Source organism: Bacillus sp. DWP3-1, from assembly GCF_049896565.1.
GTDB lineage: Bacteria > Bacillota > Bacilli > Bacillales > Bacillaceae > Bacillus.
In genome coordinates, this window is the sequence record NZ_JAFCUN010000001.1 from 989,972 (window position 1) to 1,008,795 (window position 18,824).

21 protein-coding genes are annotated in these 18,824 nt (G+C 41.4%); 6 read left to right on the plus strand and 15 right to left on the minus strand.

Annotation, left to right across the window (positions count from 1 at the left end; translation table 11 throughout):
- Window positions 1–42: 42 nt before the first annotated feature.
- A complete protein-coding gene (locus ACP7A0_RS05160) occupies window positions 43–588 on the minus strand; it encodes a GNAT family N-acetyltransferase (RefSeq protein ID WP_034661316.1) in 546 nt (181 codons plus the stop codon).
- 189 nt (window positions 589–777) lie between these two features.
- Between ACP7A0_RS05160 and ACP7A0_RS05165 the strand changes: the two genes are divergently transcribed.
- Window positions 778–1,080 carry a hypothetical protein gene (locus ACP7A0_RS05165; RefSeq protein ID WP_034661318.1) on the plus strand — a complete coding sequence of 101 codons (303 nt, stop codon included), beginning with the start codon at window positions 778–780 and terminating at the stop codon, window positions 1,078–1,080.
- A gap of 105 nt (window positions 1,081–1,185) precedes the next feature.
- Window positions 1,186–2,298: a flavodoxin-dependent (E)-4-hydroxy-3-methylbut-2-enyl-diphosphate synthase gene (gene ispG, locus ACP7A0_RS05170; RefSeq protein WP_034661319.1), complete on the plus strand. Its 1,113-nt coding sequence runs from the start codon at window positions 1,186–1,188 to the stop codon at window positions 2,296–2,298.
- A 43-nt stretch (window positions 2,299–2,341) separates the two neighbouring features.
- Here the strand turns inward: ispG and ACP7A0_RS05175 are convergent, their stop codons facing one another.
- Entirely contained in the window at window positions 2,342–2,704 is a 363-nt protein-coding gene (locus ACP7A0_RS05175; protein ID WP_003217474.1) for a DUF308 domain-containing protein, read from the minus strand.
- Window positions 2,705–2,843: 139 nt separating this feature from the next.
- Here ACP7A0_RS05175 and ACP7A0_RS05180 point away from each other — a divergent pair, with 139 nt between their 5' ends.
- Window positions 2,844–3,422 (plus strand): 5' nucleotidase, NT5C type, encoded by a 579-nt coding sequence (locus ACP7A0_RS05180; RefSeq protein WP_334749753.1) that lies wholly within the window; start codon window positions 2,844–2,846, stop codon window positions 3,420–3,422.
- Window positions 3,423–3,528: 106 nt separating this feature from the next.
- Here ACP7A0_RS05180 and ACP7A0_RS05185 read toward each other — a convergent pair whose 3' ends face one another.
- The 5 genes from ACP7A0_RS05185 to ACP7A0_RS05205 all read right to left on the minus strand — a co-directional run bounded on the left by ACP7A0_RS05185 (window position 3,529) and on the right by ACP7A0_RS05205 (window position 7,640).
- A complete protein-coding gene (locus ACP7A0_RS05185) occupies window positions 3,529–4,446 on the minus strand; it encodes an ROK family protein (RefSeq protein WP_034661322.1) in 918 nt (305 codons plus the stop codon).
- Window positions 4,447–4,580: 134 nt separating this feature from the next.
- Complete coding sequence (locus ACP7A0_RS05190) at window positions 4,581–5,009, minus strand: Fur family transcriptional regulator (protein ID WP_012010595.1); 429 nt, start codon at window positions 5,007–5,009, stop codon at window positions 4,581–4,583.
- Complete coding sequence (locus ACP7A0_RS05195; RefSeq protein WP_034661323.1) at window positions 4,987–5,847, minus strand: metal ABC transporter permease; 861 nt, start codon at window positions 5,845–5,847, stop codon at window positions 4,987–4,989. Before ACP7A0_RS05195 ends, ACP7A0_RS05190 begins: the two co-directional genes overlap by 23 nt.
- On the minus strand, window positions 5,847–6,623 hold the full coding sequence (locus ACP7A0_RS05200; protein ID WP_034661324.1) for a metal ABC transporter ATP-binding protein: 777 nt from the start codon (window positions 6,621–6,623) through the stop codon (window positions 5,847–5,849). Before ACP7A0_RS05200 ends, ACP7A0_RS05195 begins: the two co-directional genes overlap by 1 nt.
- A 135-nt stretch (window positions 6,624–6,758) precedes the next feature.
- Window positions 6,759–7,640, minus strand: coding sequence for a YitT family protein (locus ACP7A0_RS05205; RefSeq protein WP_034661326.1), 882 nt, complete (start codon window positions 7,638–7,640; stop codon window positions 6,759–6,761).
- Between the two features lie 140 nt (window positions 7,641–7,780).
- Between ACP7A0_RS05205 and ACP7A0_RS05210 the strand changes: the two genes are divergently transcribed.
- On the plus strand, window positions 7,781–8,035 hold the full coding sequence (locus ACP7A0_RS05210) for a DUF2624 domain-containing protein (protein ID WP_034661327.1): 255 nt from the start codon (window positions 7,781–7,783) through the stop codon (window positions 8,033–8,035).
- A gap of 48 nt (window positions 8,036–8,083) precedes the next feature.
- Here ACP7A0_RS05210 and ACP7A0_RS05215 read toward each other — a convergent pair whose 3' ends face one another.
- Window positions 8,084–8,977 (minus strand): deoxyribonuclease IV, encoded by an 894-nt coding sequence (locus ACP7A0_RS05215; protein WP_034661328.1) that lies wholly within the window; start codon window positions 8,975–8,977, stop codon window positions 8,084–8,086.
- Window positions 8,978–8,986: 9 nt separating this feature from the next.
- The gene (locus ACP7A0_RS05220; RefSeq protein ID WP_034661331.1) at window positions 8,987–10,306 is read right to left on the minus strand and encodes a DEAD/DEAH box helicase; all 1,320 of its coding nucleotides are present in this window, start codon (window positions 10,304–10,306) and stop codon (window positions 8,987–8,989) included.
- A 155-nt stretch (window positions 10,307–10,461) separates the two neighbouring features.
- Between ACP7A0_RS05220 and vrrA the strand changes: the two genes are divergently transcribed.
- Window positions 10,462–11,160, plus strand: coding sequence for a VrrA/YqfQ family protein (vrrA, locus tag ACP7A0_RS05225; protein ID WP_034661332.1), 699 nt, complete (start codon window positions 10,462–10,464; stop codon window positions 11,158–11,160).
- Window positions 11,161–11,317: 157 nt separating this feature from the next.
- Complete coding sequence (locus tag ACP7A0_RS05230; RefSeq protein ID WP_034661333.1) at window positions 11,318–12,262, plus strand: 4-hydroxy-3-methylbut-2-enyl diphosphate reductase; 945 nt, start codon at window positions 11,318–11,320, stop codon at window positions 12,260–12,262.
- A 39-nt stretch (window positions 12,263–12,301) separates the two neighbouring features.
- Here the strand turns inward: ACP7A0_RS05230 and ACP7A0_RS05235 are convergent, their stop codons facing one another.
- From ACP7A0_RS05235 to ACP7A0_RS05260, 6 genes are all read right to left on the minus strand, one after another.
- Window positions 12,302–13,423 (minus strand): Nif3-like dinuclear metal center hexameric protein, encoded by a 1,122-nt coding sequence (locus tag ACP7A0_RS05235; protein ID WP_060596667.1) that lies wholly within the window; start codon window positions 13,421–13,423, stop codon window positions 12,302–12,304.
- On the minus strand, window positions 13,416–14,132 hold the full coding sequence (locus ACP7A0_RS05240; RefSeq protein WP_095285397.1) for a tRNA (adenine(22)-N(1))-methyltransferase: 717 nt from the start codon (window positions 14,130–14,132) through the stop codon (window positions 13,416–13,418). The genes ACP7A0_RS05235 and ACP7A0_RS05240 overlap by 8 nt, the downstream gene beginning before the upstream one ends.
- A 120-nt stretch (window positions 14,133–14,252) precedes the next feature.
- Entirely contained in the window at window positions 14,253–14,612 is a 360-nt protein-coding gene (gene cccA / locus ACP7A0_RS05245) for a cytochrome c550 (protein ID WP_003217503.1), read from the minus strand.
- 302 nt (window positions 14,613–14,914) lie between these two features.
- Window positions 14,915–16,036 (minus strand): RNA polymerase sigma factor RpoD, encoded by a 1,122-nt coding sequence (rpoD, locus tag ACP7A0_RS05250; protein WP_008342392.1) that lies wholly within the window; start codon window positions 16,034–16,036, stop codon window positions 14,915–14,917.
- A gap of 201 nt (window positions 16,037–16,237) precedes the next feature.
- Window positions 16,238–18,067: a DNA primase gene (dnaG, locus tag ACP7A0_RS05255; RefSeq protein WP_034661338.1), complete on the minus strand. Its 1,830-nt coding sequence runs from the start codon at window positions 18,065–18,067 to the stop codon at window positions 16,238–16,240.
- Window positions 18,068–18,099: 32 nt separating this feature from the next.
- The gene (locus tag ACP7A0_RS05260; protein ID WP_034661340.1) at window positions 18,100–18,600 is read right to left on the minus strand and encodes a YaiI/YqxD family protein; all 501 of its coding nucleotides are present in this window, start codon (window positions 18,598–18,600) and stop codon (window positions 18,100–18,102) included.
- Between the last annotated feature and the right edge of the window lie 224 nt (window positions 18,601–18,824).

Genomic DNA, 18,824 nt, shown 5'->3' on the forward strand with positions numbered 1-18,824 from the left:
AGCTCCCCCAACTTGGAGGAGCTTTTTATGTATGTTCATGCTCTATGATTCATCTGGATGAATGATCGCAAACAAATAATGATCTTCCCACACACCATTAATCTTTACTTTTTTACGATTCAATCCCTCATTTTCAAAACCTGTCTTTTCAAGTACACGAATAGAACCTATATTACTCGGCTTTACTCCAGCTTCAATACGATGAAGGTGCAGTTCATCAAAGGCATAATCAATGATTAAACGAATGGCTTCTGTCATATACCCTTTACCGCCATGCTTTTCATCAAGTACATAGCCTAGCCAAGCTCCTTCTACCGGGCCTCTAACGACAGAACTTAATGAGATTGTCCCAATTAAGTCATCTGTTTCATTTAAGAAAATACCGTGCATGTAGGCTTCATCCTTTGCGCACCTTTCCACACTGCGCTGAATTCGTTCAATTTGACGAGATAACGTGAAAAAATCGTCTTTAACCAAAGGTGTAAATTGCTGAAAATAGGAGCGATTCTCAAGCTCAAGTGTAAGTAGTGGCTGTGCATCTTCTTCTGTTAGCGCTCTCACATATATCTGCTGACTGATTTTCTTCATAAACTTTCCCCCTGTTTTTATTTTATCATAATGGTGATAGAAGCTTGAAAAAGCATCGCCGAGCGTAAATTCAATACAAGACTCACTAGAACGAACTAGAACCTCCCTTTTCACCTTTTCTCCTCATGTTGGTTCTATCATTTCAGGACATGCATAGACTGAAGTAAACTCTTAAAAGCGGTGAGTGAAATGCGGCGTATTATTTTTTTGCTAATCAGTTTGTTTGTCCTTTTTATTATCTTTTTTGATTTAAAAAATGGCACCATCCCTGTTGAAGAAGGTCCAGCTGTCCCTGCAAATGCCTTTCAAACACCTGAGAAAAAAGCATATAAGAAGGTCACGGTGAAACAAGGTGAAACCGTCGTCTCTATCGTCCATACAAGCAAGCCACTTGATGAAGTCATTGAGGATTTTGAAGAGCTGAATCAAGGCGTCAAAGCAAACGAAATTCGGGCAGGCAGCACATATAAGTTTCCGGTATATAAGAGATAAAACGTTAATTCCTTGTCATTCATACAAAGAGACTGTTACAATATGAACTGTAAAACAAGACGTACATGGCAAATGATTGCTTGTACACTAAGGAGCGATTGACAAGTGAGTGAAGTCACACATCGTACTAAAACGCGTCCCGTCAAAGTGGGACCTTTAACTATAGGTGGAAATAATGAGGTTGTCATTCAAAGTATGGCAACAACCAAAACACATGATGTCGAAGCGACAGTAGCTGAAATTAAGCGTCTTGAAGAAGCAGGCTGTCAAATCGTGCGTGTCGCATGCCCAGACGAGCGTGCAGCAAATGCGATTGCAGACATAAAAAAACAAATCAACATCCCGCTTGTTGTCGATATTCATTTTGACTACAAGCTTGCACTGAAGGCCATTGAAGCAGGTGCAGACAAAATTCGAATCAACCCAGGAAACATCGGAAGACGAGAAAAAGTCGAAGCTGTTGTGAAAGCAGCAAAAGAAAAAGGCATTCCAATCCGTATTGGGGTAAACGCCGGTTCATTAGAGAAAAAAATTCTTGATAAATACGGCTACCCAACAGCAGATGGTATGGTCGAAAGTGCACTGCACCACATTAAAATTCTAGAAGATCTAGATTTTCATGATATCATCGTCAGCATGAAAGCATCTGATGTCAACCTAGCTATTGAGGCGTACGAAAAAGCAGCAAAAGCGTTTGACTACCCTCTTCACCTTGGAATTACAGAATCAGGTACATTATTTGCAGGTACGGTCAAAAGTGCAGCTGGTCTCGGCGCTATTTTGAATATGGGGATTGGGAATACACTCCGCATTTCATTAAGTGCTGATCCAGTTGAGGAAGTAAAAGTAGCACGTGAACTGTTGAAATCATTTGGTCTTGCATCAAATGCAGCAACACTGATCTCTTGCCCAACTTGCGGCCGAATTGAAATCGACCTCATAAGCATTGCAAATGAAGTCGAAGAATATATCTCCACGATTAAAGCACCGATTAAAGTAGCTGTTCTTGGCTGCGCTGTAAACGGTCCAGGTGAAGCGCGTGAAGCTGATATCGGAATTGCTGGAGCTAGAGGCGAAGGCCTATTGTTCCGTAAAGGTGAAATTGTTCGTAAAGTGCCAGAAGAAACAATGGTTGAAGAACTGAAAAAAGAAATCGATAAAATCGCTGAAGAGCATTATGCAAAAATGGAAGCTGAAAAAGCAAAAGCCAACGCATAACAAAAAACGCCTGACGTCACTGTCAGGCGTTTTTCTGTTCTTGTTAAAAGAACGGGGTGATAAATATGCCAAGGATGACGGAAACAATTCCGATCCCGATTGACCATGCGCCAAGCGCATGTGCTCCTTTTCTTCTTGCAATATAACCAACGACGATTGCCGCTACTCCTAATAGCACCGGCAAGACAAATAACGAGATAATCGCAATCGCGAGTGCTGTATAGCCTATCCCCTTACTGCCTGAATCGTCACCTACTTGGTCACGTTCTCGTCTGTCTACTCGATCTCTTGAAGCCTGATATGGCTCTGCAATTTCAGCAGCTGTTTCCTCTAGATAGCCATCATCATTACTAAAGTGTGTGTCGATTTCACGATCATTTCTTCTGAAATCTTCGTCTCTTTCCATGATCAATTCCCCCTTTTGGTTAATAGAAAGGAGCTTTTTTAGTATGAGCAAAAATGTCTGTTTCATGTTTGCTAAAACTTGCTGGAATTGTGAATTGATTATGTTACACTTTAAGAGTATAAAAATGAGGAGTGTGGGCATGTTACGTTTAGGAATTGATATAGATGGCACAGTGACGGCGCAGGATACCTTTGTTCCCTATTTAAATGAGTCGTTCCAATGTGCCATGACACTAGATGATATGACAGAATATGATTTGACGAAGCTTTTAAATATTTCTCAAGAAGAGTTTTGGGGCTGGATGAATCAGCATGAGCCTCATATATATAAACAGGCAAAGCCTGCTAAGGACGCAAAAGAGATTCTTGATCAAATGAAACATCAACACAGGCTGATCTATATTACAGCGAGAAGGCAGCATCATGCGGATATCACCTACGAGTGGTTTCACAAACATCACGTGCACTATGATGACATTGAGCTGGTTGGCGGTCATCATAAGCTCGAAGCTGTTCAAAAGCACAAGATTGATGTGTTTTTCGAGGATCATCATGGGAATGCCACAATGATTGCAAAAGAGGCTGACATACCGGTTATTCTTTTTAACTCCCCATATAATCAAATGCCCATAGATGACAGGATTATACGCGTCAACAACTGGCAGGAAGCATCTCAGTGGATTAAACAATACGAGCAGCGTTTTGAAACTGTTTATTAATACAGAAAAGCCGATACGCTAATGTATCGGCTTTTGATTGCGCACAAAGAGATAAAATGATCTTTATTTTATCTCTTTGGCTTCATTTCAGCATAGTTGAAAACCCTTAATGTATCGGCTTTTTTGATGGAACAAGCTGACCTTCTTTCATGAGAAAATGGTACAGTGCTCCCTTCATGCCTGCCTGATTCAAGTAGTGGCACGTTTCCAGCTTCACCTGAATGTTCTTCCATGCATGCAGTGTATGTAAATGTTTCTCAATGCTTGATAGTAAATCCGGTCTTGCACTTACGCCGCCTCCAATGAGGATTTTCTCTGGATTAAGGACAGTTGCTACATTGTAAATACCAATGGCGATTCGCTTGTACCACTGATCCACCAGCTTCTCAATGGACGGATCGTGCTTTGCCTTTTCAAAAATTTCTTGACCGTCTATTTGAGTACTTTGCGGAATTCCTTGCTTTTCTTTATAGCTGCGAATTAATCCAGCCGTTGAAGCACTGCTGTTGAGTGTTGTAAATTGTCCATTTTCTGTCTCTGTCAGCATCATGCCAAATTCACCGCCGCGGAAGGAAGCTCCGCGCACAAGCTGACCGCCAGCGAAAAGACCACCGCCAACACCTGTGCCAATCGTCATACAAATAAAGCTGTCACAATCTTTCGCATGGCCACTATATTTTTCTGCAAGAGCTGCACAATTCGCATCATTTTCAACTTCAACACGAAGAGATGTTTTCTCTTCTAAAAGTGTTTTTACATTTTGACCATTTAAGGCGATGATGGCTCCTGCAAATTCTGTATAACCTGTTTCACTGTCCACAAAGCCCGGAAGACTAATGGCGATTCCGCTGACATCCGACGTTCTCTGATATTGCTTGACCACATCCGCCATAACTTCTAAAAACGGTTCAAGCTGCCGGCAGTTCGTTTGATAGTCACCGCTCGTGACCAGCTCCCCATCCTGATCCATTAATCCATGTTTTGTTCTCGTCCCGCCTACATCGAACACGACATAATACGCCACTTTTGACCCCTCCCTTTACTCCAAAAGACGCAAATTGCTGCATCGTACCTTGTTCTCATTTTAATGAAACAGCCGCCCTTTGTAAAACGTTTTCAAAAAGACAAAAGAAAAAGCCAGCTCTGCGGCTGGCTTTTTCATGAGTGAACTTCCTTCGGTTCGCAGGAAGGACACGTTCCGTAGATTTCGAATTTATGTCCACTAATGTGATAATCCTCTAAATCGGCGTCTAGCTTGTCCATAGGACAGGCATCGATCTCCTTTGTTTTACCGCATGCAAGACAAATAAAGTGATGGTGGTGATGAGAAAATGAGCATTTAAAACGAAAAAGCTTCTCCCCTGACAATTCCGTTGTTTCTAATATACCTAAGTCTTCATATAGCGATAAGTTTCGATATATCGTATCAAAGCTAAGACCTGGGTAGTCTTCACTTAGTGCCGTCAGCACATTTTTAGCGGTCAAATATTTATCAGAATCAGAAAACAATTGAAGCATATCTTCACGTTTGCTTGTATATTTGTAGCCTTTTTCCTTTAATAAATCAAGCGCTTCTTGTACGTTCATGATGATTCCCCCTTCTGAATTTTCCAATACTAATACATCCGATTAAAATCAAAATGGACAGCATCACAATGGTTCCGCCTGGCGCTAAATCTAGATAATAGCTTAAGATTAATCCGGCCAATACAGACAATTCACCGAACAAGATCGAAAGGAAGATCGCCTGTTTGAATCCTTTGGCAATACGGATACTTGCCGCAACAGGAAGCGTCATAAGCGCGGAGACAAGCAGTGTGCCTACGATACGCATTGATGCCGCAATGACGAGTGCGACGACTAAGATAAAAATAAAATGAATCCATTTCGCTGAAATACCAGAAGCCTTTGCATGCTCTTCATCAAAAGAAAGTAAAAACAATTCTTTATATAAAAGCACGACAACTAACACAACAACGAGTGAAATCCCAACAATAATCCAAAGATCTAATCTCGAAACCGCACTGACACTTCCGAACAAATAACTAAACAAATCGGTATTAAAGCCATTCGCTAGTGAAATGAAGATGACGGAAATCCCGATACCACCTGATAAAATAATAGGAATCGCAAGCTCCTGATAATGCTTATACACGGAGCGCAGACGTTCAATAAACAATGAACCGGCAACAGAAAACGCCATCCCTAAGTACAGCGGGCTCACCCCTGTCAAGAGGCCATACTTTTTATCAAGGAATAAGCTTGCTGCAATACCGGCAAGTGATACGTGACTGAGGGCATCTGCAATCAGCGAGAGCCTTCTCACGACGATAAATACACCAAGTAAGGGCGCAATAAAGCCGATCAGCATCCCTGCGATAAACGCATTTTGTAAAAATTCATAATGAAAAAATGGAAATAGCATTATTCATGTCCCCCATGATGGTGATGGTCGTGATGAATCACTTGAATGTCATGTCCGTAAAATTGAGATAACGCTTGATCATCCATTGAATCAAACGTTTCTGCATCCCCGTGGAAATGAAGTGCCTGATTTAAGCAAGCCACATGGGTGACTTTATCAGAAACGGTGCCAACGTCGTGTGTAACGAGAATTAAAGACATTCCTTTTTCTTTGTTCAATGTTTCGAGCAGCTGATAAAAGCCTTCTACTGTCCGCTGGTCTACACCAACCGTCGGTTCATCTAAAATGAGCAGCTTTGGCTGACTGACGAGCGCACGGGCAATAAAAGCACGTTGCTGCTGACCGCCTGAAAGTTCACCGATGTTTTGGTGCTTTAAATCTTGTATGCCAACTGAGCGAATGGCATCCTCAACTTGCCATTTGTCCTGCTTGCTCATTCGTTTGAATAAACCAATTTTCGCCGTCAATCCACTTGCAACGACCTCGTAAACAGAAGCAGGGAAACCCGTATTAAAACTATTCGCCTTTTGAGAAACAAATCCAATTTGATCCCAGTCTCTAAATTTTGACGCAGGCGTGCCAAATAGCTTTAATTCACCTTGCTGTGGTTTAATGAGCCCAAGCAGGCATTTTAATAAGGTTGTTTTACCAGATCCATTCGGTCCAACAAGTGCTAGAAAGTTCCCTTCCTCTACTGTTAAATGAATGTGATCAATGACATTTCGCTGTCCATACGAGTACGAAATGTCCTTCATTTCAATAATTGGCTTTGCCATGAATCTTTCCACCTTTAATCAATATAAAAAGAATGATTACGATTTATACAACAAAAAGAAAATGGCTTTTGCCATTTTCTCTGTCCATACATACATTTCATTATATAAAAGAAAGATTAAAAAGTAAAATAAAAGCTAATGAATGGCTGTTTTGAACTTACCGCCTTTTGTTTCATGCGTATCCATAATCGTAATAAATGCTTGACCATCAATTTCAAATACAATGGATTTTAGCTTTGTAATTTCAAGTCTTGTGACAACGGCGTAGATGACATCCTTTTCTTCATCTGTATAGCCGCCTTTCCCTCTCAGCTTTGTCGTTCCCCTGCCAAGTCGATGAAGAATCGCATCTGAAATTTCATCATAATAATCTGACACGATAATGACAGCTTTTGTTTCATCAAGCCCTTGAATGACAGCATCAATTGTTTTCATTGCCAAATAATATGTCATGACAGAATACATAGCCTGCTCTGGTCCGAAGACAAAGCCTGCCCAAATAAAAATGAACACATTGACGATCATGACAAACTCACCGACGGAGAAAGGAATTTTTTTCGTCAGAAGAATTCCTAAGATCTCTGTTCCATCCATTGAGCCTCCATTACGGATGACAAGTCCAACACCAAAACCAAGTAATAGCCCGCCAAATACAGTAGCTAAGATCGGCTGATTTGTAAATGCCTCTACATGATGGAGTGAAGATTCAATCACGGCTAAGCTGACAATCCCAATCATTGTGGAAACCAGAAAGGTTTTCCCAATATGTTTGTATCCTGATATCATAAATGGAATATTTAAAATGACAACAATCGTCGCAAAATTGATGAATGGGTTATCTGTAAAGAGATAATCCAAAATAAGCGAAATACCGATGATGCCTCCATCAATAATATTGTTTGGCACTAAAAATAATTCAATGCTGACTGCTGCGCATGCAGCTCCTACTAGAATCAGGAAAATTCTCAAAATAAAATGAGGCACTGATTCCTTTCTATGCTGTTTACTATTTGCCATACGTTCTCCCTTCTACACATGTTAAATTTTCAATGAACATTTTATTCACTTTACTATTTTATCATTTCACAGGATAAAATAAAATTTTTTGCACATTTTCCGTTTTCGCCCATACATTGTTACAGAGGGGAGGAATGGAATTGATTTTAATTCAAAAAATTGTCCTGCAGCGGCTCAATCAGATCACAGCAAATGATCTGTTAAGGTATGCGAAACAGTATGGTGTCAGTTTAACGTCAAACCAAGCTGTCGAGGTGGCCAAACTCATGAATGGGAAAAACGTCAATATTTTTAATGATGCAGAGCGTAACCGGCTTCTTAAGCAAGTGGAAGCGATTACTTCTAAACAGACAGCTCAGACTGTCAATGATCTGTTTAATCAGTTTACAAGTTAAGCAAAAAAGGGCCGCATTTAGCGGCACCTCATGATGTTGTATGCTTTTTTACTGACCCTTAATTTTATCTAGTAAGCCTTCGTCAAATTGCTTTTCTTTCAGCATCGCAATTTCGAATTTGTAAGGTGGTTTTTTGTTCTTTTTATCTTCACCTACATAAGGCGTTTCTAAGATTTTGGGCACATCTTGAAGCTGCGGGTGATGCACAATATAGTTCAGTGCATCGAAGCCAATTTCACCAAAGCCGATATTTTCATGTCGGTCTTTTCTTGCGCCTTGTACGTTTTTACTGTCATTAATATGAAGAACCTTGATTCGGTCAATACCGACGATTCGATCAAATTCTTCTAACACCCCATCAAAGTCAGTTACAATCGGATAACCAGCATCGTGTGTGTGACATGTATCAAAGCAGACTGAAAGTGCTTCGTTATGTGTCACTCCGTCGATAATTTGGGCAAGCTCTTCAAAGCTTCTTCCGCACTCTGATCCTTTGCCTGCCATTGTTTCAAGTGCAATTTGAACCTCTTGCCCTTTTACGATGACTTCGTTTAAACCTTCAATGATTTTTTGGATTCCTGCTTCTGATCCTGCTCCGACATGTGCACCTGGGTGGAGAACAATCTGCCCTGCACCTAGCGCTTCTGTACGTTCAATCTCAGAGCGAAGGAAGTCCACGCCAAGCTCAAATGTCGCTGGATTTACGGTGTTCCCAATATTAATAATATACGGTGCATGTACGACGATATCTGTCATACCATGCTCTTTCATATGCGCTTGTCCAGCTTCAATATTGAGGTCTTCAATTTTTTTGCGGCGCGTATTTTGCGGTGCACCTGTATAAATCATAAACGTATTCGAACCATAAGAGGCTGCTTCTTGACTCGCTGCAAGAAGCATATGTTTTCCGCTCATGGATACATGTGAACCAATCTTCAACAATGTTTCCCCCTACTTTCCATTACGCTTTGACTTTCTACGTTCCTGTCTCTTGATTTTGTCCATCTCACGTGTCATTTTCTTTTTATATCCAGGTTTGACGGCTTTCGGTTTTCTCACAAGACGCTTTGCTTTTTCTTCAATTTCATTAGGTGCTTTTTTACGTCTTTGCCGCTTCAAGCGGTCATCTGCATCTCGCCATTCGCCATGAACAATGGTTTTGTTTTCAAACACAACGCCCATTTTCTCGATTTGAATGAGTGCATCCTCATCAGCAAGCTCATAAATAGTCATTGCAATTCCAGATGAACCAGCTCGAGCTGTTCTACCAACACGGTGAACATAAAAATCAAGATCAGATGGAAGTTCATAGTTGATCACGTGGCTGACGCCTTTAATATCAATTCCGCGGGCTGCAAGATCAGATGCCACAATATAAGTGAACTCTAAATCATCAATTTGTTTCATCACTTTTTTACGTTCGCGCGGCGTTAATCCGCCATGAAGCACTCCAACTTTCATTCCTTTTTCTTGTAGGAATGATGCGATTTCATCAACGGTTGTTTTTGTATTGGCAAAAATGATGCCTAAATAAGGCTGTACATTCGTCACCATTTCATGAAGCAGTTTTAGCTTGTCACGCTGTTTAGATGGGACTAAAATATGCTGAATGTTTTCAGCTGTAATTCGTTTTGGTTCAACATGGGCATATTTTGGATTGTCCATATATTTTTTCAGGAACGGCTTTAATTTTTCTGGAATAGTTGCTGAGAACACAAGCATTTGCAGCTGTTCTGGCATTTGTGAACCAATACGGTCCACATCTTCTAAAAATCCCATATCCAGCATTAAATCCGCTTCATCAATGACAAGAGATGTCGCTTTGTAAACGTTCAGCGCCTGCTCATGAATGAGGTCAGCAATACGTCCAGGTGTACCGACAACCAAATGCGGCTGGTTTTTTAGCTTTTGAATGGATTTCTGCTTGTCCGTTCCGCCAATGTAAAGCTTTGCTTTCATCTCTTCTTCTGGAGAGGCATTCTTTAAAATCGTTTGGGCTTCTTTGAAAATTTGATTGGCTAATTCTCTTGTAGGTGCAGTAATCACAACTTGTACTTGCTCTTTGCTTGGATCAATTGAATGAATAAGCGGCAATAAGTACGCGTGAGTTTTTCCTGTTCCTGTTTGTGATTGACCAATCACGCTTTCTCCTTTTAACACAGCAGGGATGATTCTTTTTTGAATATCAGTTGGCTCATAAAAGCCCAGTTCATGAATAGCATCTATAATAAAAGGCTTTAATTCATATGTCGTAAATTTTGTTTCGTTCATGTTTTCACTCCTTAAGGCAATGCCTTTTTGCTCATCTCCTCATTATAGCTGATTTTCAGCAAAAAAACCATGTCCGCTTTTCTTACAGGAAACCAATTGATGCTTCCTTGCATAACCTATGAAGAGAAAGAGAATGCAGTAAGGGAGGTACAAGTATGTTAGGGCAAAGGCCTATGGGCGATTTTCAGCCGCACCGTCCCTCACGCCGGCATCTTGGAAATGGCGGACAACCCGGGATTTTTCAAAGAGGGCAGCAGCCTCCTATCGAACAGCCTTTTCAAGGGCAAGGCAATCAATTTCAGCAAATGATGCCTCGCTCCCCGTCTGTACAGGGAGGCGGTATACGCGGGATGGACGGAATTCCAGGAGGCGAGAGCCGCGCACTAGGCGGCGGAGCAGGAATGAAAGGCATGCTCGCTAAATTTCTTCCTGGCGCAGGGGGAGCAGGGATCTCTGGAGGTGGTGCGGGATTACAAGGAATCCAGAGCTTCACAAATCCTGCGACCCTCTCAAGCATGTTAGGAAATGTACAAAAAGTGCTCGGTATGGCGCAGCAATTTACACCAATGATTCAGCAATACGGTCCTTTAGTAAGAAATCTGCCTGCCATGATTAAGCTGTACAGCCAGCTCGGCAGTGCGGATGATGATGAAACAAGCGCAGATGAAGATCCTAAAGAGATCGGCAAGGAAACAGAAGTGCCGCAAGAAGAAGCAGCACGAGATGATGAAATAGAAGAAAACAAAGAACCAGAGGACATCCTCGTCAAAAAAGCAGCTCCTCACACATCACCTGCTCCTGAAGCAAAACCGAAAAAAAGACCTGGCAGCTCTGTTCCAAAACTATATGTCTAGTGATCTTTTAACGGCGAAGTGTTCACTGCGTATAACAATCTTTGATATATGCGCTTACTTTGGCTATAATGGAAGCTAGAGAATGATAAAAAGCCGTTTTTTACGGCTTTTTATATTGTTCTTCTCTAGCAGCACTTCCCTACAGGAGGACGAATAAATGAATGTAATTAAAATTTCGCCGCGTGGCTATTGCTATGGCGTTGTGGATGCAATGGTCATTGCTAAAAATGCCGCACTTGATAAAAACTTGCCACGCCCAATTTATATATTAGGTATGATTGTGCACAACAAGCACGTGACAGATGCCTTCGAAGAAGATGGGATCTACACACTGGACGGACCAAACCGCATGGACATTTTAAAGCAGGTTGAAAGCGGAACAGTCATTTTCACCGCTCACGGCGTTTCACCTGAGGTTCGTCAAATTGCAGAAGAAAAAGGCCTTATCACCATTGATGCAACCTGTCCCGATGTAACGAAAACACATGAACTCATTTCAGAGAAAACAGCCGATGGATATGACATTATTTATATTGGGAAAAAGGGTCATCCTGAGCCAGAGGGAGCTGTCGGAGTAGCTCCTGACAAGGTGCATCTTGTCGAAACAGAAGCCGACATTGAGGCGCTCGATTTAACATCAGATAAACTGCTCATCACCAATCAGACGACGATGTCTCAGTGGGATGTTCACGATCTAATGGAGCTGATTAAAGAGAAATACCCTCACGTCGAGTACCATCAAGAAATTTGTCTTGCGACACAGGTACGTCAGGAAGCTGTTTCCGAGCAAGCTGGCCAAGCTGATCTTACCATTGTTGTCGGCGATCCAAAAAGTAATAACTCCAACCGTCTGGCACAAGTGTCCATGGAGATTGCTGGAACGCAGGCTTACCGTATTGGTGACCTAAGTGAGCTCAAGCTGGAGTGGCTGCAAGGCGTAAATACCGTTGCCGTTACGGCTGGTGCTTCAACACCAACACCTATTACAAAGGAAGTCATACGTTTCTTAGAAAACTACGAGCCGGATGATGAAGCAACTTGGAAGATTGAACGGTCGGTTCCTCTTTCGAAAATACTACCGCGCGTGAAAACAAAGAAATAAAGAAAACGTCAGAGCATAGCAGCTCTGACGTTTTTTTGTTTACATAAATTGAAATGGGTTTGTGTTCGATTCAGAAACAAAGAGCTGTACATCATACTTTTTATCTGAACATAGCGATTGAAGCTTCGCCTTTACGCCCTCTTTCATAATCTTTTCTGCATAATGCCCTGGGTCCACTACGTTCAGCCCGAGCATCATGGCATCATGGGCGACATGGAAATAAAGATCCCCTGTCACATACACATCAGCACCCATTCTTTTCGCTTGATGAATGTATTTATTTCCGTCTCCGCCAAGCACAGCCACTTTTTTCACAACAGCGTCCTGATCACCTACAAAGCGAGCACCATTTACATCCAGCTTTGTCTTCACAAATCGTGTAAAATCTCCAAGGGTCATAGGCTCTCTTAGCTCCCCTATACGGCCAAGGCCTTTTTGAATCGGAGGAAGATCTGTCGTGTGTACACTATAAGCGACTTCTTCATAAGGGTGTGCTTTGATCATTTCACGAATCACTTGTTTTTCTATACTTGCCGGGAAAATGGTTTCAATCCGCACTTCTTTGACAAATTCCAATTGACCGCTCTCACCAATGAACGGATCCGCATCTTCTGATGGCAAAAAGCTGCCTGTCCCCTCATTTGAAAACGCGCAATGGCTGTAGTTGCCAATATGGCCTGCGCCCGCATTTCCTAAAGCTGTACGGATGGCTTCTTCAAATTCCTGCGGAACATACAGGGCAAGCTGTTTGATTTGATCTTCATATGTCGGGACTAACACACTTGTTTCTTCAAGCTCTAAAGCCTCCGCAAGCAAGTCATTGACTCCTCCATCAGCCACATCTAAATTCGTATGTGCCACATATACCGCAATATCATGTTTGATGCATTTCTCAATGATCCGTCCAGCTGGCTGATCTGTCGCTACATGTTTTAACGGACGGAAGATCGGTGGATGGTGAGCAATAATGAGATCCACATTTCTTTCGATCGCCTCATCTACCACATTCTCTAATACATCCAAGGTGATCATGACATTGTTTACCTTTTTATTTAACGTCCCAATCTGGAGACCGATTTTGTCACCTTCTACGGCATATGCCTTTGGTGAAAATTGTTCAAATAATTGGATGATTTCATGTCCGTTTACTGTTTTAGCCAACAGTCAAAACCTCCTTTAGAATCTTTATTTTTACATGCAGCTCTTCAAGGCGCTCCTCATTCTCTTCTGCCCGCGCTGCCTGCTGAATTTGACTTTCTATTTTCTCCATATGCTGAAGCTCTTGCATCCACTTGCGCCGGAAGACGTCGTTTTGCTCTTTCGCAAGAAACGGACCAACTAGCATGCCTGTTTCAATCGACATCCCTTCATAGGCTTTATCTTTGTCGCCTTTTTCTGCGATCATGATTTCGTATATTTTGCCATCCTCTTCTAAAATGACTTCATCCATCAATTCATACCCCTCTTGATAGAGCCATAAACGAATGTGGTGAGCATGGATATTTGGCTGAAGAATGAGCCTCTCATGGCCTGCGAGCTTATGCTTGCCATCATTTAAAATGCTTGCGATGAGTGCTCCGCCCATACCTGCAATCGTGATAGCATTCACTTCGCCCTTTTCAATAACTTCAAGGCCATTACCTTTTCTGACCGAGATCTGGTCATCTAATTCAAGTCTATGTACTTGCTGCTTCGCCGATTGAAGCGGTCCCTCTGTAATTTCACCAGCAATGGCTTTTACTGCTTTTTGATGCAGGATCGCATAGCATGGCAAATAGGCATGATCTGAGCCGATATCAGCAAAGACGGCCTCATGTGGTAAAAAGTCTGCGACTCTTTTTAATCGTTTTGATAAATTCATTTCATTCATACGTATCACTACTTTTCTTTAATGTTCATACTTGTCTATCTTATATAAATTATGGACTTTTTAAAAGTCGTTTTCAAATGAAAAAAGCTCTTCTGATGAAAAAGAGCTTTTTGCGTAACATTATTTAATTTTGGATACCCATTCCGACATTTCATCGAGCTTTTCATTCGGGATCAGCCCGCCTGGCATCCCGTTGCCGCCTTCTTGAATTTTCTTCTTGATGTCTGCCACTTCAAGCTTGTCTCCAACGCCTTTTAATGCAGGACCTGCGCCGCCTTCATAGTTTTCCCCGTGACAGCTCAAACAGTTTTGCTTATACAATTCTTCCGGCGTCGCATTCGCTGTCTCTTCTTGTTTTTGCTCCTCGCCTCCAGAGGCGATTTTGTCTTCATCTTTCAACCCCTTCATTGATAAGAAAAAAGTGAGTCCAATACCTAAAATGGCAATCAATAAGAATGGTATAAGTGGATTCCGTTTCATTTCTTTCATCCTCCCCTTTGTGAAAACCCCTTTGAGACTATGCAAACAATTCTAATTCTACTTTAATTTTACAAAAAGTAAACGAATTATGATACAAAACTTTGGTCAAGTTCACAGATTAGACAAAAATGATACAAGATGAGAAATGAAGCCTTCAGCACATTTTGATGTATTTTTTATACATCTTTTCTCTAAGAACGTTGCAAATTCATTTGTTATTCAGTAAAATATAATCAGATTGAAAAAAGCGTTTTCATTTTTGATGAAGAAAGAACGGATCTCTTTCAAGATCCGTCCAGTTTCTACTCTAAGAAGTCTTTTAATCGTTTACTTCTGCTTGGGTGTCTTAATTTACGCAGAGCTTTCGCTTCAATTTGGCGGATACGCTCTCTTGTGACGCCGAACACCTTTCCAACCTCTTCTAACGTACGTGTTCTTCCGTCATCTAGTCCGAAGCGTAGTCTCAGTACATTTTCTTCACGGTCCGTTAGCGTGTCTAATACATCTTCAAGCTGCTCTTTTAACAATTCGTATGCAGCATGGTCAGATGGAGATGTCGCCTCTTGGTCTTCAATAAAATCACCAAGATGCGAGTCATCTTCTTCACCAATAGGTGTTTCTAAAGATACAGGCTCTTGCGCAATTTTAAGAATTTCTCTTACCTTTTCTGGAGTTAAATCCATGTCTTCAGCAATTTCCTCTGGCGTTGGTTCTCTGCCTAGGTCTTGCAGAAGCTGTCTTTGAACACGGATCAATTTATTAATGGTTTCCACCATATGAACCGGGATCCTGATTGTTCTGGCCTGATCGGCAATCGCACGCGTGATCGCCTGTCTAATCCACCAGGTTGCATATGTTGAGAATTTGTATCCTTTGCGGTAATCAAACTTCTCAACTGCCTTCATAAGACCCATGTTTCCTTCTTGAATCAAGTCAAGGAACAGCATACCACGACCGACGTAGCGTTTCGCGATGCTGACAACGAGACGAAGGTTTGCTTCCGCTAATCTTCTTTTTGATTCCTCATCGCCTTCTTCGATCTTTTGAGCATACGTAATTTCTTCTTTAGCAGATAACAAATTGACGCGTCCGATTTCTTTTAAGTACATACGAACAGGATCATTAATTTTGACACCTGGTGGTACGCTTAAATCATTCAGGTCAAATTCCTCTTCTGCTTTAGCCAGCTGCTGAACATTTGGGTCTTCTGTCTCTTCGTTTTCACTGATGAGCTCTACACCCTGTTCGCCTAAGTATTCATAGTATTCATCCATTTGGTCTGATTCAATTTCAAAGCTAGACATACGCTCTGCAATTTCTTCGTATGTTAAAACGCCCCGTTTTTTACCCGTTTCAGTGAGCTTATCTCTCACCTGTTCAAAGGTTAATTCAGTTTCGGTTTCGTGGGCTTGTTTATCAGCCATTATGGATCCCTCCTTCCAAAGCTTGCAACGAATTCTAAAGTAACTTGCGATTTGCTTTCGCTCTGCTTTTCTCTCTTTATCAAACAGATGAGCAAATAGGAATAAAATAAATAATGATGAAAGCAAGATGCTTGCGGTCTTATGCTCCTCCCGTAAAGGATTCATTGCCAGCCGTAAGTCTTGTCATAAATATTAGACGTATTACTTCAGCGAACGGTTCAACTGAATAATTTCTTTTGCAAGTGTTGCCGCTTTGAAGAAATCTTTTTGCCTCTCCGCTTCTGCACGTTCTAGTTCTTTTTCCTTTATCATTGACAAATTCCGATGATTCAACACTTTTTTTACATAATCACTTAATTCAGCTTCACTTAGTTCGTCTCCAACTTGAATCATGAATATATCCGTCAGAAGCTGATTGATGACATCATCTTCTATACGGTTCATCAGATGCTGCGGCGTTGGTTCTTTGCCTTCTTCATACAAAGCATAAATGTACGTGGCCAGCGCCCTGTGAGAATCTATATTAAATTCAATCCCTACTCTGTCAAGTACTTTTCGGATCACGTCATCACTTTTTAACATATGAGCAAGCAGCATTCGCTCTGCATTTTCATATGCTGGCCGCAGACGCTTTCTTCTTACCTGTGTTGACAGATGTGCACGCCGTTTTTCAAGCCCGCTTTCTTCCTGTGTGCTTTTGGCTTCTTGCCGCTGCTGTTTTTCAAACAGCTCCAGTTGTTCTTTTAATGAATCAAGTGAGATCGAGAACTCTCCAGCAAGCTGTTTCATGTAAATCTCTTGTTCCAAGGAACCGTTTAACCGGCTAATTTCTCGGAGTACCTGCTTCATATAAGTAAGCCGGTCTCCTTCGTCAGATAAATTCTTTCCCCTACGGAAAAAGTTCATCTTAAAAGTCATTAATGTCACACTTGCATCTATGATGTCATTCCTAAATTTCTCGCCGCCATATTTACGAATGTAATCATCTGGATCAAGTCCATCTGGTATCATGGCAACGCGAACTTTACATCCTCTTTTTCCAAGCAAATCTGATGCTTTCATGGTGGCTTCATAACCGGCCGTGTCAGAGTCATAGCAAAGAATGATCTCTTCTACGTTACGTCTGAGAAGTTTTACGTGCTCTTCTGTTAGAGACGTACCCATTGTTGCAACACTTTCGCCGACACCTGATGTGACAGCTGAAATGACGTCAGCAAATCCTTCGAAAAGAACCGCCCGTTCGCGTTTTCGTATATGCATACGCGCGTCATGAAAGTGATAAAGCAGCTTACTTTTATGAAAAAGTGGCGTTTCAGGACTATTCATATACTTAGGCTGCTGATCACCAAGCGATCTTCCGGAAAAAGCGACAACTGTCCCATGATGATCATGAATGGGAAACATCACACGATCCCTAAAGCGGTCAAAAAAGCCTGTTCCGTTTTCACGTTGAATCAAAAGACCAGCCTTCTCCATCATCACAGGATCAAACCCTCGTTTTTCTAAAAACTTGGTCACGAAATCCCAAGAGTCAAGAGCATATCCGATCTCAAACTTGGCAATTGTTTCATCCGTAAAGCCTCTCGCCCGTAAATAATCGAGTGCGTTTTGACCTTCCTTTGTATTTACCAGCAAATGGTGGTAAAATTTCTTAAGAAGCTCATGCGCTTCAATCATTTTATGATCTGCAGTGTCCTCTTGCTGTGAGGAGCTGACCTGAGCATTTGCTACATGATCAGGCAAATCAATATGGTACTTATCAGCAACATGTGAAACGGCTTCAATAAATGAGTAGCCTTCCATTTGTCTGAGGAACGAAAATACATTACCTCCTGCACCACAGCCAAAACAATGGAAGATTTGCTTATCTGCTGAAACAGAGAATGAAGGAGTATTTTCACCATGGAATGGACAAAGACCGAAGTAATTTCGACCTTGCTTTCTAAGCTGTACGTATTCTCCAATCACTTCGACAATGTCTGCGTTTTTTTGGATTTGCTCCAAAAGTTCATCTGGTATACGTTTGCTCATCCTATAACACTCCGTCGTACATTATTCGCCTTTTAATTCAAAAATCCTTCATGATTCGACAGGATTTTTTGTAGCTGCGCAATAAATCGCTTTTTATCCTCTTCTAAAAGCTTTTTGGGACCTTTTCCATATACACCTTTTCTTCGCTGTTTACTGGAAACATGTCTGCGTTCCAAATCAAAATCAATTGTTTCGTTTGTGTACATCCGTCCTCTTTCAGACAGTACAATGACCTGTCTTGGAAGCAGTAAGGAGGCAAGACCAATGTCTTGGGTGACGACAATATCATGCGCGGCAGCTGAGTTCGCAATGACTAAATCCGCTGCTTCCTTATGTGTATCTACAAACCGCCAATCTTCAAGTGGAGATCTTTTGGTTTGAAAATGCTCATATGAAGCAATGAACATCACAGGTACTTGAAATTGAGATGCGACAGAAAGGATTTCGTCTTTTACAGGACAAGCATCTGCATCGACATAAATCGCCCTCTCTTGTTTATGTTCATTCAGGTGACTAATTCTCCATCCCTCCACCTTATTCCTGCTTTAGAGAAGCAAAAAGACCATACTTTCCCCCCATATAGCAAACAACAGTAAAACTCATTTTGTCGAAAAGTTATGTTCAGAATCACTTGACTTCTGCCAATATTAGTTTATTCGTTCTTGACTTAACTTAAACCTAAAATCAATCATTTTATCACAATTTTTTATTATAATACAAATGCAGCAAATATGCCATTGTTTTTGTTTACCCGTTT